This window comes from Bacteroides thetaiotaomicron VPI-5482 (genome assembly GCF_000011065.1).
GTDB lineage: Bacteria > Bacteroidota > Bacteroidia > Bacteroidales > Bacteroidaceae > Bacteroides > Bacteroides thetaiotaomicron.
This window is the reverse complement of the sequence record NC_004663.1, coordinates 4796391-4814969: the sequence shown is the minus strand read 5'-3', so window position 1 is coordinate 4814969 and position 18579 is coordinate 4796391. Positions and strand designations below refer to the sequence as shown.

The window sequence follows — 18579 nt, the reverse complement described above, 5'->3', positions numbered from 1 at the left end:
TCAACAGCCTATTCAAAACAAGCATTTATATTTTCTTTCTAACTGCCATACGGCATACCCGATTCACCTACATTTGCATCATCGGTTCCCCCGAACAAATTTTAAAAATCTAGTTACCATGAAAAGGAATTTATTATTCATTATCTTACTATTATTATTACCCGGTCTTCACCAGGTATTCGCAACAAGCACTATAAAGAAAGTAGCCCCGACCTTTTGGTGGGCAGGAATGAAGAATCCCGAATTGCAGATACTATTATATGGTGACCGCATATCATCCGCAGACGTCAGTCTTTCTGCCGATAATATCACGCTGCAAGAAGTGGTGAAGCAGGAGAATCCTAATTATCTGGTTCTGTATTTAGACCTTTCGAAGGCTGCTCCACAGAACTTTGACATCATCCTGAAACAAGGCAAAAAGCAGACAAAAATCCCTTACGAGCTTAAACAGCGCCGGCCGAATGCTTCGGCAGTAGAAGGTTTTGATTCGAGCGACGTGCTTTATCTTATTATGCCGGACCGTTTTGCCAATGGCAACCCCTCCAACGACATCATTCCCGGAATGCTGGAAGGAAATGTAGACCGTAATGAGCCTTTCGCACGTCATGGCGGTGATTTGAAAGGAATAGAGAATCATCTGGATTACATAGCAGACCTCGGAGTCACCAGTATATGGCTCAACCCGATTCAGGAAAATGACATGAAAGAAGGATCGTATCACGGTTATGCCATTACCGATTATTATCAGGTAGACCGCCGCTTCGGCAGTAACGAAGAGTTCCGCAAACTTACTCAGGAAGCTAATGCCAAAGGGCTGAAAGTCGTAATGGACATGATCTTCAACCATTGCGGTTCGGACAACTATCTGTTTAAAGATATGCCCTCCAAAGACTGGTTTAACTTTGAAGGCAACTACGTGCAGACCAGCTTCAAGACTGCCACTCAAATGGACCCGTATGCTTCCGATTACGAAAAGAAAATCGCTATCGACGGTTGGTTCACACTGACCATGCCGGACTTCAACCAAAGAAACCGTCATGTAGCTACTTATCTGATACAGAGCAGTATCTGGTGGATTGAATACGCCGGTATCAACGGCATCCGTCAGGATACACACCCTTATGCCGACTTCGATATGATGGCACGCTGGTGCAAAGCGGTCAATGAAGAATATCCCAAGTTCAACATTGTAGGTGAAACATGGCTGGGCAACAATGTACTCATCTCCTACTGGCAGAAAGACAGCAGACTCGCTTATCCGAAGAACAGCAATCTCCCGACTGTCATGGACTTCCCGCTAATGGAAGAGATGAACAAGGCTTTCGACGAAGAGACTACCGAATGGAACGGAGGACTTTTCAGACTCTACGAATATCTATCACAGGACATCGTCTACAGCCATCCAATGAGCCTGCTGACCTTCCTCGACAATCACGATACTTCCCGCTTCTACCGTTCGGAAGCAGATACAAAGAATCTGGACCGATACAAGCAAGCCCTGACGTTCTTACTGACAACCCGCGGAATACCGCAGATATATTATGGAACTGAAATCCTGATGGCAGCCGACAAGGCGAATGGAGACGGCCTGCTCCGCTGCGACTTCCCCGGAGGCTGGCCGAACGATACAAAAAACTGCTTTGACGCAGCCAACCGCACTCCACAGCAAAATGAAGCATTCTCCTTTATGCAAAAACTGCTCCAATGGAGAAAAGGAAACGAAGTCATTGCCAAAGGTCAGCTCAAACATTTCGCACCGAATAAAGGTGTCTACGTTTACGAACGCAAATACGGTGATAAATCAGTCGTTGTTTTCCTGAATGGAAACGACCGGGAACAGACCATTGACCTGGTTCCTTACCAAGAAATACTTCCTGCCTCATCTGCTTTCGATTTATTGACAGAGAAAAAGGTTGAATTAAGAAATGAATTAACACTTCCAAGTCGTGAAATATACCTTTTATCCTTTTAATAAGTTCACTTCAACTTATATTTATCAGAATACAGAAAAGAAATAAACTACTGTAAAACAAAACATTAACATTAATACAAACTTGTATTTTTATTCTAGACAACCCAAAGTCTCAAGATGGTTGCTATATTTGCAATATCCGGAACAGAGCGGAGTAAAAATATTAGTTAGCTTATAATTTAATACCATAAATAGAATGAAAAAGAGAAAGATTTTATCGCTCATCGCATTCCTTTGCATCTCATTCATTGCGAATGCCCAACAGAAATTAACCTCACCGGACAACAATCTGGTAATGACCTTCCAAGTAGACTCAAAAGGTGCCCCAACGTATGAACTGACGTATAAGAACAAAGTGGTAATCAAACCCAGCACTCTCGGACTGGAACTGAAGAAAGAAGATAATACCAGAACCGACTTCGACTGGGTGGACCGCAGAGACCTGACAAAACTTGACTCAAAGACCAACCTGTACGACGGCTTCGAAGTAAAGGATACCCAAACGGCTACTTTTGATGAAACCTGGCAACCGGTTTGGGGAGAAGAAAAAGAAATCCGCAATCATTATAACGAACTGGCAGTCACCCTGTATCAACCCATGAATGACCGTTCTATCGTTATCCGTTTCCGTCTGTTCAATGACGGTCTGGGATTCCGTTATGAATTTCCTCAGCAGAAGTCACTCAATTACTTCGTGATCAAGGAAGAGCATTCTCAGTTTGGCATGAACGGCGATCATATCGCTTTCTGGATACCGGGTGACTATGATACGCAGGAATATGACTACACCATTTCCCGCTTATCAGAAATCAGAGGGCTGATGAAAGAAGCGATCACTCCGAACTCTTCTCAGACTCCTTTCTCACAGACAGGCGTACAAACTGCACTGATGATGAAAACGGATGATGGCTTATACATCAATCTTCATGAAGCCGCTTTGGTTGATTACTCATGTATGCACCTCAATCTGGACGACAAGAATATGGTATTCGAATCCTGGTTGACACCGGATGCCAAAGGAGACAAAGGGTATATGCAGACTCCCTGCAACACACCTTGGCGTACGATTATCGTGAGCGATGACGCCCGCAATATCCTCGCTTCACGTATCACTCTCAACCTGAACGAACCATGCAAGATAGCGGATGCCGCTTCTTGGGTAAAACCCGTGAAATATATCGGCGTATGGTGGGACATGATCACCGGAAAAGGCTCATGGGCTTACACCGACGAACTGACCAGCGTAAAACTCGGTGAAACGGATTACTCCAAAACAAAACCGAACGGCAAACATTCTGCCAACACAGCCAACGTGAAACGTTACATTGACTTTGCAGCCGCTCACGGATTCGATGCAGTACTGGTTGAAGGCTGGAACGAAGGCTGGGAAGACTGGTTCGGCAACAGCAAAGACTATGTGTTTGATTTCGTGACTCCTTATCCCGACTTCGATGTGAAGGAAATCCACCGCTATGCAGCCAGGAAAGGAATCAAAATGATGATGCATCACGAAACTTCCGCTTCTGTACGCAACTACGAACGCCACATGGACAAAGCCTACCAGTTTATGGCAGACAATGGATACAACTCCGTAAAGAGCGGTTATGTAGGCAACATCATCCCCCGCGGCGAACATCACTACGGACAATGGATGAACAATCACTACCTGTATGCAGTGAAGAAAGCCGCCGATTACAAAATCATGGTGAATGCACACGAAGCAACCCGCCCTACCGGTATCTGCCGTACATATCCGAATCTGATCGGTAATGAATCCGCCCGCGGTACAGAATATGAATCATTCGGAGGCAACAAAGTATATCATACAACGATTCTGCCTTTCACACGCCTGGTTGGCGGTCCGATGGATTACACTCCCGGCATCTTCGAAACGCATTGCAACAAGATGAATCCGGCAAATAATTCTCAGGTACGTTCTACCATTGCACGCCAGTTGGCACTATACGTTACCATGTACAGTCCTTTGCAGATGGCTGCCGACATTCCGGAAAACTACGAACGTTTTATGGACGCTTTCCAGTTCATCAAAGACGTAGCTCTCGACTGGGACGAAACGAACTATCTGGAAGCAGAACCGGGAGAATACATCACAATTGCCCGTAAGGCAAAAGATACGGACGACTGGTACGTAGGCTGCACAGCCGGTGAAAACGGTCATACCTCCAAACTCGTATTCGACTTCCTGACTCCGGGCAAACAATACATCGCTACCGTCTACGCGGATGCCAAAGATGCCGACTGGAAAGAGAACCCGCAGGCTTATACCATCAAGAAAGGTATTCTGACGAATAAGAGCAAGCTGAACCTGCACGCAGCTAACGGAGGCGGATATGCTATCAGCATCAAAGAGGTAAAAGACAAATCAGAAGCTAAAGGTTTGAAAAGATTATAATAAGGAAAAGAAATAACAAAGATAGAGAATATACATTTTGGTAAAAAAGAGAGTGTTTTCGAGCACTAAGAACAATGACGAAGAGAAGGTTTTCAATAGGTATTTTTAAGAGAGAATGATAAGAGAAATTACAATTAACTTTAAAGACAAAAACATGAAAAAAGGAAACTTTATGTTCAAGGTCCTGCTTATGCTTATAGCTGGAATATTCTTGTCCATTGACGCATTTGCTCAGCAAATTACTGTCAAAGGAATAGTGAAAGACACAACGGGTGAACCGGTTATCGGTGCCAATGTTGTGGTGAAAGGCACTACCACCGGAACGATTACCGATTTCGACGGCAACTTCCAGTTGTCTGCCAAGCAAGGTGACATAATTGTTGTTTCATTCATCGGATACCAGCCACAGGAACTTCCCGTCGCCGCACAAATGAATGTAATACTGAAAGACGATACGGAAATACTGGACGAAGTAGTAGTCATCGGTTACGGTCAGGTGAAAAAGAACGATATGACCGGTTCGGTAATGGCTATCAAGCCCGATGAACTAAGTAAAGGTATTACGACGAATGCTCAGGATATGTTATCCGGTAAAATAGCCGGTGTCAGCGTGATCTCCAATGACGGTACACCGGGTGGTGGCGCTCAAATCCGTATTCGTGGCGGTTCTTCATTGAATGCAAGCAATGACCCGCTGATCGTTATTGACGGTCTGGCTATTGACAATGAAGGTATCAAAGGGATGGCAAACGGTTTGTCAATGGTCAACCCTGCGGATATCGAAACCCTTACTGTACTGAAAGATGCCTCTGCAACTGCCATTTACGGTTCGCGTGCATCCAACGGTGTTATTATTATCACCACCAAGAAAGGAAAGAACGGACAAGCTCCCAGCGTAAGCTATAACGGTTCTGTATCCTTCTCCAAAACTCAAAAGCGCTATGATGTATTGAGCGGAGATGAATATCGCGCTTACGCCAATCAGTTATGGGGTGACAAATTACCGGCAGATTTAGGAACCGCCAATACAGACTGGCAGGATCAGATATTCCGTACTGCTGTCAGCACCGACCATCATGTTTCTATCAACGGAGGATTCAAGAACCTGCCTTACCGTGTATCTTTAGGTTATACAGACGACAATGGTATTGTGAAAACATCCAACTTCCGACGCTTCACTGCTTCCGTGAACCTGGCTCCTTCCTTCTTTGAAGATCATCTGAAGTTCAACATTAATGCCAAATTCATGAACGGTAAAAACCGCTATGCCGACACAGGTGCCGCTATTGGCGGGGCATTGGCTATCGACCCTACCCGTCCGGTTTATTCTAACGAAGACCCTTACCAGTTTACAGGCGGCTACTGGCAGAATATAAATTCTACCACAGGTTTCAGCAATCCGGACTGGAAATACACGTCCAATCCGAACTCTCCCCAAAATCCGCTGGCTGCACTGGAACTCAAAAATGACAAGGCGAACAGCAACGACTTTGTTGGAAATGTAGACGTTGACTATAAATTCCATTTCCTGCCTGACCTCCGTCTGCACGCAAGCATAGGTGGCGAATATGCGGAAGGTACACAGACTACGATTGTTTCTCCATACTCATTCGGCAATAATTACTATGGTTGGAATGGCGACGTTACCCAATATAAATACAACCTTTCGTACAACATATACGTACAGTATATCAAGTCTTTGGGTGCAAACGACTTTGACATCATGGTCGGTGGTGAAGAACAACACTTCCATCGCAACGGATTTGAAGAAGGCCAGGGCTGGGATTCCTATACGCAAGAACCCCATGACGCCAAATTGCGCGAACAGACAGCTTATGCAACCAGAAATACACTGGTCTCTTACTTCGGCCGTCTGAATTACTCCCTGCTGAACCGTTACTTGTTTACCTTTACCATGCGTTGGGATGGCTCGTCACGTTTCTCCAAAGACAACCGCTGGGGTACATTCCCGTCATTGGCACTGGGATGGAAGATTAAAGAAGAAAACTTCCTGAAAGATGTAAATGTCCTGTCTGATCTGAAATTGCGTTTAGGCTGGGGTATTACCGGTCAGCAAAACATAGGTGATGATTTTGCTTATCTTCCTCTGTATGTAGTCAATAACGAGTATGCCCAGTATCCTTTTGGCGATACCTATTACTCTACTTCCCGCCCGAAGGCTTTCAATGAAAATCTGAAATGGGAAAAAACGACCACATGGAATGCCGGACTGGACTTCGGATTCCTGAATGGAAGAATCACAGGCGGTATCGACGGATACTTCCGTAAAACGGATGACCTGCTGAACAGCGTTAAGATCCCCGTAGGAACTAACTTCAATGCCCAGATGACACAGAATATCGGTTCACTGGAAAACTACGGTATGGAATTTTCCATCAACGCCAAACCAATTGTGACTAAGGACTTCACCTGGGACCTCAGCTATAACATTACATGGAACCACAATGAAATCACCAAGTTGACAGGTGGCGACGACAGCGATTATTACGTAGAAGCAGGCGATAAGATTTCCAGAGGTAACAATACCAAGGTACAGGCGCATAAAGTAGGTTACGCAGCCAACTCTTTCTACGTTTACCAGCAGGTATACGACGAAAATGGCAAACCTATTGAAAATATGTTTGTTGACCGTAACGGAAACGGAACAATAGACAGCGGAGACAAATATATCTACAAAAAACCGGCAGGCGATGTTTTGATGGGACTGACCTCCAAAATGCAGTATAAGAACTTTGACTTCAGCTTCTCCTTACGTGCCAGTCTGAATAACTACGTGTACTATGACTTCCTGAGCAACAAAGCCAACGTCAGCACTTCGGGACTGTTCTCCAATAATGCATATAGCAACACCAGTGCCGAAGCCGTCGCACTCGGTCTCAGCGGACAAGGTGATTACATGAGCGACTATTTTATACATAACGCATCATTCTTACGTTGTGATAACATCACGTTAGGTTATTCTTTCCAGAATCTGTGGAAGACTCAAACCTACAAAGGTGTTGGCGGGCGTGTATATGCTACAGTACAGAATCCGTTCATTATCAGTAAATACAAAGGCCTTGATCCGGAAGTAAAAAGCGGTATCGACGCCAATCCATATCCCAGAGCTATGACTTTCTTATTAGGTTTAAGTCTGCAATTCTAACATTCATTAAATCAATTTATCATGAAAACAAAATATATCAAACAGCTATTTTCAGCCGCACTGATCGCAGTTCTCTCTTCGGGAGTAACTTCATGTATCAACGATCTGGATATTAGTCCCATCGACCCTCAGACAGGAGGTAGTTTCGACCAGCAGGGAGTATTTGTGAAAGGATATGCCATGTTGGGTGTAACCGGACAAAAGGGTATCGACGGCTCTCCTGACCTCGACGGACAGGACGAAGGCGAATCCGGTTTCTATCGTACCACTTTCAACTGCAACGAACTGCCTACCGACGAATGTCTTTGGGCATGGCAGGAGAATCAGGACATCCCCCAGCTTACAAGCATTAGCTGGAGTCCTTCCAGCCAGCGCACAGAGTGGGTTTACGTCCGTTTGGGATATGACATCACACAATATAACTTCTTCCTCGACCAGACCGAAGGCATGACAGATGCAGAAACACTGCGCCAACGTGCGGAAATACGTTTCCTGCGTGCCCTCCATTATTGGTACTTCCTCGACTTGTTCGGTAAAGCTCCGTTTAAGGAACACTTTAGCAATGACTTGCCTGTCGAGAAGAAGGGGACGGAACTCTATACCTACATTCAGAATGAACTGAACGAAATTGAAGCTGATATGTATGAGCCTCGCCAGGCTCCCTTCGGACGTGCAGACAAAGCCGCCAACTGGTTGCTCCGCGCACGTTTGTACCTGAACGCAGGCGTATACACCGGACAAACCGATTATGCAAAAGCGGAAGAATATGCCAGCAAAGTGATTGGCTCAGCATATAAGCTATGTACAAATTACAGCGAACTGTTTATGGCCGATAACGACGAGAATGAAAATGCCATGCAGGAAATCATTCTGCCTATCCGTCAGGATGGAGTGAAGACACGTAACTATGGCGGTTCAACTTATCTGGTTTGTGGTACTCGTGTAGCCGGTATGCCCCGTATGGGAACAACGAACGGTTGGTCCTGTATCTTTGCCCGTGCAGCAATGGTACAAAAGTTCTTCTCCAATCTCGAAGATGTGCCGATGCTGCCCGCCGATGTTGAAATTCCGACCAAAGGCTTAGATACAGATGAGCAGATCGATGCTTTCGATGCAGAACACGGCATCAGAACAGAAGACATGATCAAAGCTGCCGGTGACGACCGTGCCTTGCTATACTCTGGTGTAGGAGGCGGCAGACGCAAAATTCAGACAGATGCGATCAGCGGATTCACCGATGGCTTGTCGATTGTAAAATGGCAGAATTACCGCTCTGACGGAAAACCCGTCAGCCATGCTACTTATCCTGACACAGATATTCCTTTGTTCCGTTTGGCAGAAGCATACCTGACACGTGCGGAAGCCATTTTCCGTCAGGGAGGAGACGCCACAGGAGACATCAATGAACTTCGCAAACGCGCCAACTGTACAAGAAAGGTACAGACCGTAACCGAACAGGAACTTATCGACGAATGGGCACGTGAATTCTATCTGGAAGGTCGCCGTCGTTCAGACTTGGTTCGTTTCGGTATGTTCACAACCAATAAATATCTTTGGGACTGGAAAGGTGGAGCAATGAACGGAACATCTGTCGCTTCATACTACAACAAATATCCTATCCCTGTATCGGATATAAACAATAACAGGAATATGTCACAAAATGAAGGCTATAAATAACCAAGAGTTCATCCTTATATAAAAGAATGCCATTATGAAAAAAATATCCAACATATTACTCGCTGTCACCTTCGCACTGCCTCTATTTACGGCCTGCGAAACAGACAATGACAGCAATCCGATCCTGAACGAACCCGATACATTCACGCTCAATACGCCCGCGTATGCAGCCAACAATGTATATGACCTGAAGAATGCCCAAACTGTAGAACTCACTTGTTCGCAACCGGACTACGGTTTTCCGGCAGCTACCACCTACACGGTACAAGCCTCATTTGAACAGGATTTCATAGAAGCGACAGATGAGAGCAAAGCCAACTATACAGTGTTGGAAAGCACCTCCCCGACAGCAAAGATCAATGTGGATGCTTCCGAACTCAACAATGCGCTTCTCGACTTGTGGACGGCCGTGAACGGAGAGCAGGCAGAACTCCCTACCGAACCGGTAGCTGTATATATCCGCCTGAAGGCCAACATCACAAGCAGTGGAAAAGGAGTATGTTTTTCCAATGTGATTGAGTTACCCAACGTTCTGATTTCCAAGAGCACCAGCTCATTGACACCTCCCAAGACAATGTTCATTGTAGGTTCTATGCTGGATACCGACTGGAAAGTATGGAAACCGATGGCAGGTGTCTACGGTATGGACGGTCAGTTCTATTCAATGATTTACTTCGATGCCAACTCCGAGTTCAAGTTCGGAACAAAGGAAAACGAGTATATCGGTATTAACGACAACCGCGTGACGGTTACCGACAAAGCCGGAGCAGGAGTCAGCGGCAGTGACAACTTCGTCGTAGAAAACGCCGGATGGTATCTCTTCTACGTCAAAGCGGCTGTCAAAGGGGATGATTATCAGTTTACCATTACTTTCTACCCAGCTGAAGTGTATTTGTTCGGTAACACAACCGGCGGTTCATGGGCATTCAACGACGAATGGAAGTTTACGGTTCCCGCCACCAAAGACGGTAACTTCGTATCTCCTGCCATGACTGCAAGCGGAGAAGTCCGTATGTGCTTCAAGACAGACCTCGACTGGTGGAGAACTGAGTTTACACTCCATGACGGTGAAATCTTCTATCGTGATTTCAACCTTATTGACAGTTGGACAGAAAAGGGAGACGGTTATTCCATACAGGGTTCAGCCGGCAATGTGATCCATCTGAACTTCACGGCAGGTACAGGAGAAAAGAAGTAATTAACTTTAAAAAGAACGATTCATCATGAAAAAACATTTAATATACACAGGGATGTTTCTGGCAGCAATCGGATTTTCTGCCTGTAATGAAGATTTCAAGGACTGGGCTGATCCCCAGTCCAATCCCCAGGAAGAGTCGGCGGGACAGTTGACTGCAACTTTCACAGCAGGCAAGGACGCCAGCATCGTCATGGACGCGGCCACAGCCGATTCCGTAGAAATCGCAAAGTTAAGCTCGACCACAGCCGAAGAAGGCAGTAAGATCGCTGTCAACTCTTTGACACTGAATGAGAATCACACCATTCCATTTTCCATGACGGAAGACCATGTCTTTAAAGTAGCCTTGGCACAACTGGACAGTGTGACGCAGGAAGCCTACAAAAGCCGTGCAAGCGTGGTACGTGAATTGAAAATCTCTATCAATGCTTCTGCCGTAACTCCTTCCGGTGAAGGTATTCAACTGGTGGGAAATGAAGTAAGCATCACCTTGCAGCCTGCCACAACTCCGGCTGTTGATCCCGACGGCTATTATATAGTCGGTGATTTCACAGGCTGGGACGGTAACAGTGCCCAACAGATGAAGAAGGACGCTCTCGATGAAAACCTGTATATACTGGAAGCAGAAATAGAAAGTACTTCGAACTTCAAGATTTTCCCGGCTTCAGCTATTAACGGAAACGACATAGACTGGACCAAAGCCTTGGGAAGTAGTGTAGATGGTGATGACTCCGGTGATAATTTTGTTAGCTGGACGAATGCAGGAGCCATTAATACAGCACTGGACGGTAAAATCAAAATCTCGTTCGATGCCTTCAACTACCGTTTTACAGTGAAAGACAACAGTGCGCCCACCGAACTTTACATGACTGGCAGCGCATACAACTGGGGAACTCCTGCCGGTGATCCGAATGCTTGGAAAGCACTTGTTCCGGTCAACGGAACGAAAGGAACTTTCTGGGGAATCTTCTATTTCGCTGCTAACGATCAGGTGAAATTTGCACCGCAAGCCAACTGGGGCAATGACTTCGGTTTTGTAGATGCTATCTCACAGGAATCCAAAGACCTTGCCGGATTATCGGACGAGGGCGGCAATTTGAAAGTCGGTATAGCCGGCTGGTACTTAGTATACGTCTCCGTTATCGGTGATGATAAAGTGATAGAATTTGAAAAGCCGAATGTATATCTGATGGGCGATACCTCATACAACGGTTGGGATGCGCAACTGGTAGAACAGGACTTATTTACCGTGCCCGGAACGGCTGATGGTGAATTTGTTTCTCCGGCATTCCTGAAAGATGGCGCAGTACGAATCTGCGTAAATCCGAAAGCTGTCTCTGCCGGCGACTGGTGGAAAACAGAGTTTATCATCTTCGACGGACAAATAGCTTATCGGGGCAACGGCGGTGACCAAGCTGCGGTACAAGGTAAAACCGGACAAAAGGTTTATCTGAACTTCGGCAACGGAACAGGCCGTATCGAATAATACTACAAGAAATCAAGGAAACAGGGAATGGCCGTCGCGAATACAATGAAATCGGGGCGGCTACTGTTTTTTAAGAAACTACACTTATTGTCTTTAATACATCATCATTATGAATAAACATCTCCACTTTTTATCTCTTTTGTGGTTGTCAATGCTCATGGCATTCATGACCGCTTGCAGCGATGACAAAAATATCACCGACCCTGCTCCGGAACCCGAACCGCCCGTCGAAGGGCAATGGACCGCACTTACCGCCTCTCCCGACACATGGGACGAGACCAAACGGGCAGACATCTCCTACCAATTACTGCTCTATTCCTTCGCCGACAGCGACGGAGACGGATATGGAGACCTGAATGGCGTCACCCAAAAGCTGGACTATCTCAACCAACTAGGCGTGAAAGCCCTCTGGCTCTCTCCCATCCACCCCTGTATGTCTTATCACGGATATGACGTCACAGACTACACCAAAGTCAATCCGCAGCTCGGCACAGAAAGCGACTTCGACCGTCTGGTTACAGAAGCCCACAACCGAGGCATCAAGATTTATCTGGACTACGTAATGAACCACACCGGCACTGCCCACCCGTGGTTCACCGAAGCTAGTTCATCATCCGAAAGCCCGTATCGCAATTATTATTCTTTCTCTGAAGACCCGAAAACAGATATCGCAGCAGGCAAAATCGCCATGATCACCCAAGAAGGAGCAGCCGGATACAATGCCGCAGAATGGTTTCAGGTTTCTGACGAGACCGCTGCCGTGAAAGGACTGCTGAAATTTACACTGGACTGGAGCAACGCACCTTCCCCCATCCTTGTCGTTTCCACAGGCACCAAAGCAGACGAGGATAATCCAGACACAGGTACCGACAACGCCAAATACTTATACTACGGAGAAGACATCTGTAAAAAGTTTTATGACAAAGGAAACAACATCTATGAACTCACCGTCGACTTTGAGTCCACTTGGGGGCTTCTGATCCGTACTAGCAATGCTTCTTTCTGGCCATCCGGAACAAAATACGGCGCCTCTTCCTCGTCCGAGAAACTCGCGCTGAACAAGGATTTCAAACTGACCAACGCCGGCAACCCTGCCAACATCATGTTCGACAGCCAGCAGATCACCTATTTCCATTCTCATTTCTGCACCGACTGGTTTGCCGACCTTAACTACGGCCCTGTAGACCAGGCAGGCGAATCACCGGCATATCAGGCAATAGCAGACGCCGCCAAAGGATGGATCGCCCGTGGTGTGGACGGCCTCCGCCTCGACGCCGTGAAGCACATCTACCACAGTGAGACCAGCGAAGAAAATCCTCGTTTCCTGAAAATGTTCTATGAAGATATGAACGCCTATTACAAACAAAAAGGACATACGGACGACTTCTATATGATAGGCGAAGTGTTATCGGAATACGATAAAGTAGCTCCTTATTATAAAGGTCTGCCCGCCCTTTTTGAATTTTCCTTCTGGTATCGTCTGGAATGGGGAATCAATAATAGTACCGGATGTTATTTTGCCAAAGACATCCTTTCTTACCAACAGAAATACGCCAACTATCGAAGCGATTACATCGAAGCAACGAAACTGAGTAACCATGACGAAGACCGTACATCGTCCAAGTTGGGTAAATCCGCCGACAAATGCAAACTGGCCGCCGCCGTCTTACTCACTTCCGCCGGACATCCTTACATCTATTACGGTGAAGAACTGGGACTTTACGGAACAAAGGATAACGGAGACGAATATGTGCGCAGCCCGATGCTATGGGGAGATAGCTACACTACCAACTACACAGACAAGACGGATGCCACCGTTTCGAAAAATGTGAAAACGGTAGCGGACCAACAAGCCGATACCCATTCACTTCTGAACATATATTTCTCCCTCACCCGATTGCGCAACACCTATCCGGCACTGGCAGAAGGAAATATGACCAAACATTCCGTCTACAACGAATCACAGGAGAAAGACTATAAGCCGATTGCCGCCTGGTATATGACCAAGGACAACGAGAAACTGCTTGTCATCCATAATTTCGGCGGAACGGCCATGCAACTTCCGCTGACAGACAAGATTGAGAAAGTATTGTTTGTGAATGGCGAAACTCAACAAAATACAGACAGCGACAGTTACACCTTGAAACTGGGAGGATACGCCTCTGTAGTATTCAAGTTGGGCAACTAAATACATCAAGACCACGTCTTCAGATTTATTCTATTCTTATGAAATGAATCTGAAGACGTGGTCTTGACTTTTTCCGGTTTCTATCTATCTTCAAGAAACCTTATATCAATCGGAATTTCCACTTTTTAATGGAATAAGAATCAAACTTGTGTTTCTCCTTCTATATACTCTTCCAAAAATAGATTCTCCCCATCGAATACCGCATAGGAGAAATAGTTAATCCAGTCTCCAAGAATCAGCACACGGGAAGTAGCACTCAACATTAAATCCAGTTCAATGTGACGATGGCCATAAATGAAGAAGTTGATATTAGGATGACTCTTCAGATATTCTTTTGTATAAAGTACCAGATGTTCCTTATTCTCCCCCATGTAATCCGGTTCTTTGCCGTCCACCCGCTTTTCGCGGCTATGTTTTGCCCACGTCAAGCCCAATTCCACACTCCAACGGGGATGGATGGCAGAAAACAGTGTCTGAAGTGTTGTACTGTGAAACATCCAGCGCAGCAACTTAAACTTCTTGTCCGGGTCACCCAGTCCGTCACCGTGAGCCAGATAAAACTCTTTTCCGTATATTTCGGTAGTCAATGCTTCACGATGAATAATCACTCCGCATTCTTTAGAAAGATAATCCCCACACCAGATATCATGGTTGCCGGTAAAGAAATGTACCTCCACTCCCATATCCGTGAGTTCGGAAAGCTTTCCTAAAAAGCGGGTGTATCCTTTGGGAACCACTAACCGGAATTCATACCAAAAATCGAACATATCTCCCAACAGGTAAACGGCAGAAGCTTTATGCTTGATACTGTCGAGGAAGTTCACCAAGCGCCGTTCCTGTGTACGTCCATGTTCTATGGCACGGGAACCAAGATGCGCATCGGAAAGGAAATAAACGTTCTTCATGAGTTTTGAGTTTAGAGTTATCAGTTTTATATTTTGAGCTATGAATTTACAGGAATCCGAGTTCCAGTTTTGCTTCCTCACTCATCATATCTTTATCCCATTCCGGTTCGAACACAAGGTTGATAGTGGCGGTTGTCACTCCTTCCACCGATTCTACTTTCTGGCGGATATCTTCCATGATGAAATCGGCTGCCGGACAGTTGGGAGCAGTCAGAGTCATATCAAGCACTGCTTCCCCATTGTCGGAGACGTCTATTTTATAAATCAGTCCAAGATCGTATACATTCACCGGAATCTCAGGATCGTACACCGTCTTTAGCATGGCTACGATCTTTTCTTCTATTTTAAATTTTTCCATAGGGCTTTCCTTATTAATATGTATTGCAAAGATAAGAATAAATTTATTCAGAGCAGCCCTTCGTCGGCAAAACTGTAAAACTTATCCTCACAAACAATAACGTGGTCTATCAGGCGAATGTTCATTGTGTCGGCTGCCCGGCGGATGTGTTCCGTCAGCGTCCGGTCCGGTTGGCTGGGTTGGATATTTCCCGAAGGATGGTTATGTACTACGGCTATTTGCGTGGCTCTCTGCAGCAATGCTTCCCGAAGAATGGTACGTACATCCGTATACGTTCCGTCTATTCCGCCGGTGCTGATACGTACCTTATCGATCAGTCTCGTCGCCTGATTCAATAATAATACCCAGAATTCTTCCTGTTCAAGGTCGCACATGACAGGCTGGAAGATGTCATAAATATCTCTTGAACAAGAGATGCGGGGGCGTTCTTGGATATTTTGCAGTTTCCGTCGCTTGCCGAGTTCCAGGGCAGCCATTACAGTGATGCTCTTTGCCGGTCCCATTCCTTTAAAACGGGAATAGTCGCAGACTTCCCACTTTGCCAAGGAGTTCAGATTGTTATCACAAGAGAGAAGCAAACGCCTCATCAGTTCGACAGCACTTTCTTCCGTATTTCCGGAGCCGATTAATATGGCGAGTAGTTCGGCATCACTCAATGCGGCTGCTCCTTTCTCCATCATCTTCTCCCGGGGACGGTCTTCCAGCGCCCACTGGTTGATGGATAGTTTGTGTTTGCTTTCCATGATCAAATCACTTACTTATAAAAATTCTTTTGAAACGCCTCGAATTCGTCCTTTCCTCTTATACAACGCTGCCACCATGCACGCCAGAATCCCGTTCCATAACCAATTAGTTGTATAAAGGAAGCAGTAATTGACAGCATTCCAATCCATAAACTGCGATTTCTGATTGTCGAATCCACGCAAACCACCAAGGAATAGAGCAGTAAGGGAAGAGGTGCTGCCAACATGGCGGCAAATCCTAAAAACAGAAGTGCCATCTCGCCTGTCGCACACCCGGGAACCGTTTTGGAATATAGCAGATAAAAAGCTAACAAAACGAGCCCCAACCCCAAAAGAGTCAATAATAAAAGCAAAGAGACTCCCAACGTGAACACTGCCGGTAGCAAATGCACCAATTTCAACGAATCGGGATATTTCTTATAAAGGTTAATGCGGGCAATGCCGGAGTTATGGACTTGCTTAAAGAACTTTTTCAAGTCTGTCCGACGTTTGTGATATACCCATGCGTCGGGGAAAAGACGACAAGTATAGCCACCTTTAAAAATACGGATACTGAAGTCGATATCTTCCCCGAAGCGCATTTTAGAGAATCCCCCCAAAGCTTCATACACTTCGCGACGAATCCCCATATTGAAGCTACGAGGATAAAACCTGTCCATCTTCTTTTTTCCGCCACGGATACCGCCTGTTGTAAAAAAGGAAGTCATCGAGTAGTTGATAGCTTTCTGAATATCCGTAAAAGAATCGTGCGCACGGTCGGGACCACCGAACGCGTCGGCAGGAGAAGACTGAAGCTCCTTCTCTATCGCGTCAAAATATCCTTCGGGCAAAATGACATCAGAGTCCAGTATGATAAAATATTCTCCTTCGCTTCGCTCCGCTCCGTAGTTACGGGTCTGCCCCGGTCCGGAATTGGGTTTAGAGAAATACTTGATGTCCAACCGATCTGTATACCGATCTGCCACTTCCTTACAAGGGATGGACGAACCATCTTCAACAATAACTACTTCAAAATCTTTAAAACACTGTACAGTGAGACTTTGCAGCAATTCATCCACCTCATCGGGACGATTGTAAACGGGAATTATGACAGAATAGCGCATATCAATGAATTTATAAAATAACGATTTTGCGTAAATCCAATAAAACGAATATTGATTTGAAGCACAAAGTAAGGTAAAAAAAACGAGACTTATAAAAGAGTTAACAAAAAAAGGCGACTTCATGATAAGCCGCCTTTTTTTATTATCTCAGTTCTTCTTACTTTTTCAGAATATCCATTGTATCCGATGCAATCAACAACTCTTCATCTGTCGGAATCACTACTACTTTCACTTTAGAATCTGCAGTAGAAATAATAGCTTCCTCACCACGAACTTTTGCATTCACATTATTGTCCAGTTTAATACCCATGAATTCCATGTCTTTACAAACAGATTCACGGCATTCAAACTGATTTTCGCCTACACCACCTGTAAACAGGATGATATCTACACCGCCCAATGCCGCAGCATAAGCACCGATATATTTCTTAATACGGTAGTAGTACATCTTTTCAGCAAGGATGGCTCTTTCGTTTCCGTTAGCACAAGCGGCCAGCAGTTCGCGCATATCGCTTGATACGCCGGAAATACCCAGTACGCCGCTCTTCTTGTTCAGCAGGTTAGAAATGCCTGTCGTATTCAAGCCTTCTTTTTCCATGATGAATGTTACTGCACCGGCATCGATGTCACCGCTACGGGTACCCATCATCAAACCTTCCAACGGAGTCAGTCCCATAGTAGTATCTATACATTTGCCATCCTTGATAGCAGCGATAGAACCACCGTTACCAATATGGCAAGTGATGATTTTTTGTCCTACCGGATTAACGCCAAGGAACTCACATACACGTTTTGAAACATAACGGTGAGAAGTTCCGTGGAAGCCATAACGACGTACGCCATATTTCTCATACATTTCGTAGGGAATAGCATACATATAAGCATAATCCGGCATCGTCTGATGGAAAGCTGTATCAAATACGCCTACCTGCGGAATGTTGGGAAGAATAGCGGAAACTGCATTCACACCTTTCAAGTTGGCAGGATTGTGAAGCGGAGCCAGGTCGTTGCAGGCAGCAAAAGCTTCGAGTACTTCTTTGTTCAGCAATACAGATTCACTGAAACGTTCGCCTCCGTGTACCATACGGTGACCTACCGCATTGATTTCGTCCAGTGATTTGATAGCTCCGTATTCCGGGCTAATCAATGTATTCAGAATGAACTCCACACCAATCGTATGTTCCGGAATGTCTTTTTCGAGTACTTTCTTTTCGCCATTCGGCAAAGTCAATTTAAGGAAAGAGCCTTTCAGACCGATTTTTTCGATACCACCTTGTGCAATCACTTCTTTGGTGGTCATATCGAACAATTTATATTTGATGGATGAACTTCCACAGTTCAATACTAGAATTTTCATATTGTCTTTAATACTT

Annotated in this window: 12 protein-coding genes; 7 read left to right on the top strand and 5 right to left on the bottom strand. The window is 45.5% G+C overall.

The annotated features are described in order from the left end of the window. The first annotated feature begins 118 nt into the window (after positions 1–118). From BT_RS18675 to susG, 7 genes are all read left to right on the top strand, one after another. On the top strand, positions 119–1972 hold the full coding sequence (locus BT_RS18675) for a glycoside hydrolase family 13 protein (RefSeq protein ID WP_008767002.1): 1854 nt from the start codon (positions 119–121) through the stop codon (positions 1970–1972). 196 nt (positions 1973–2168) lie between these two features. Next, positions 2169–4385 (top strand): glycoside hydrolase family 97 protein, encoded by a 2217-nt coding sequence (locus BT_RS18670; RefSeq protein WP_008767003.1) that lies wholly within the window; start codon positions 2169–2171, stop codon positions 4383–4385. 154 nt (positions 4386–4539) lie between these two features. Beyond that, a complete protein-coding gene (gene susC, locus BT_RS18665; RefSeq protein WP_011108938.1) occupies positions 4540–7551 on the top strand; it encodes a starch-utilizationTonB-dependent receptor SusC in 3012 nt (1003 codons plus the stop codon). Positions 7552–7572: 21 nt separating this feature from the next. Further along, a complete protein-coding gene (gene susD, locus BT_RS18660) occupies positions 7573–9228 on the top strand; it encodes a starch-binding outer membrane lipoprotein SusD (RefSeq protein WP_008767005.1) in 1656 nt (551 codons plus the stop codon). 34 nt (positions 9229–9262) lie between these two features. Further along, positions 9263–10426, top strand: coding sequence for a starch-binding outer membrane protein SusE (susE, locus tag BT_RS18655; RefSeq protein ID WP_008767006.1), 1164 nt, complete (start codon positions 9263–9265; stop codon positions 10424–10426). A gap of 25 nt (positions 10427–10451) precedes the next feature. Further along, positions 10452–11909 (top strand): starch-binding outer membrane protein SusF, encoded by a 1458-nt coding sequence (susF, locus tag BT_RS18650; RefSeq protein WP_008767007.1) that lies wholly within the window; start codon positions 10452–10454, stop codon positions 11907–11909. A gap of 109 nt (positions 11910–12018) precedes the next feature. Further along, positions 12019–14097, top strand: a complete 2079-nt coding sequence (gene susG / locus BT_RS18645; protein ID WP_011108937.1) for an alpha-amylase SusG — start codon at positions 12019–12021, stop codon at positions 14095–14097. Positions 14098–14237: 140 nt separating this feature from the next. Here susG and BT_RS18640 read toward each other — a convergent pair whose 3' ends face one another. From BT_RS18640 to BT_RS18620, 5 genes are all read right to left on the bottom strand, one after another. Beyond that, complete coding sequence (locus BT_RS18640; protein ID WP_008767009.1) at positions 14238–15002, bottom strand: UDP-2,3-diacylglucosamine diphosphatase; 765 nt, start codon at positions 15000–15002, stop codon at positions 14238–14240. A gap of 46 nt (positions 15003–15048) precedes the next feature. After that, entirely contained in the window at positions 15049–15360 is a 312-nt protein-coding gene (locus BT_RS18635) for a metal-sulfur cluster assembly factor (RefSeq protein WP_011108936.1), read from the bottom strand. Positions 15361–15407: 47 nt separating this feature from the next. Then, positions 15408–16103, bottom strand: coding sequence for a RadC family protein (gene radC / locus BT_RS18630; protein WP_008767010.1), 696 nt, complete (start codon positions 16101–16103; stop codon positions 15408–15410). Positions 16104–16114: 11 nt separating this feature from the next. Beyond that, on the bottom strand, positions 16115–17206 hold the full coding sequence (locus BT_RS18625; RefSeq protein ID WP_162303125.1) for a glycosyltransferase: 1092 nt from the start codon (positions 17204–17206) through the stop codon (positions 16115–16117). 157 nt (positions 17207–17363) lie between these two features. Then, positions 17364–18563 (bottom strand): acetate kinase, encoded by a 1200-nt coding sequence (locus tag BT_RS18620; protein ID WP_008762632.1) that lies wholly within the window; start codon positions 18561–18563, stop codon positions 17364–17366. Positions 18564–18579 lie beyond the last annotated feature (16 nt).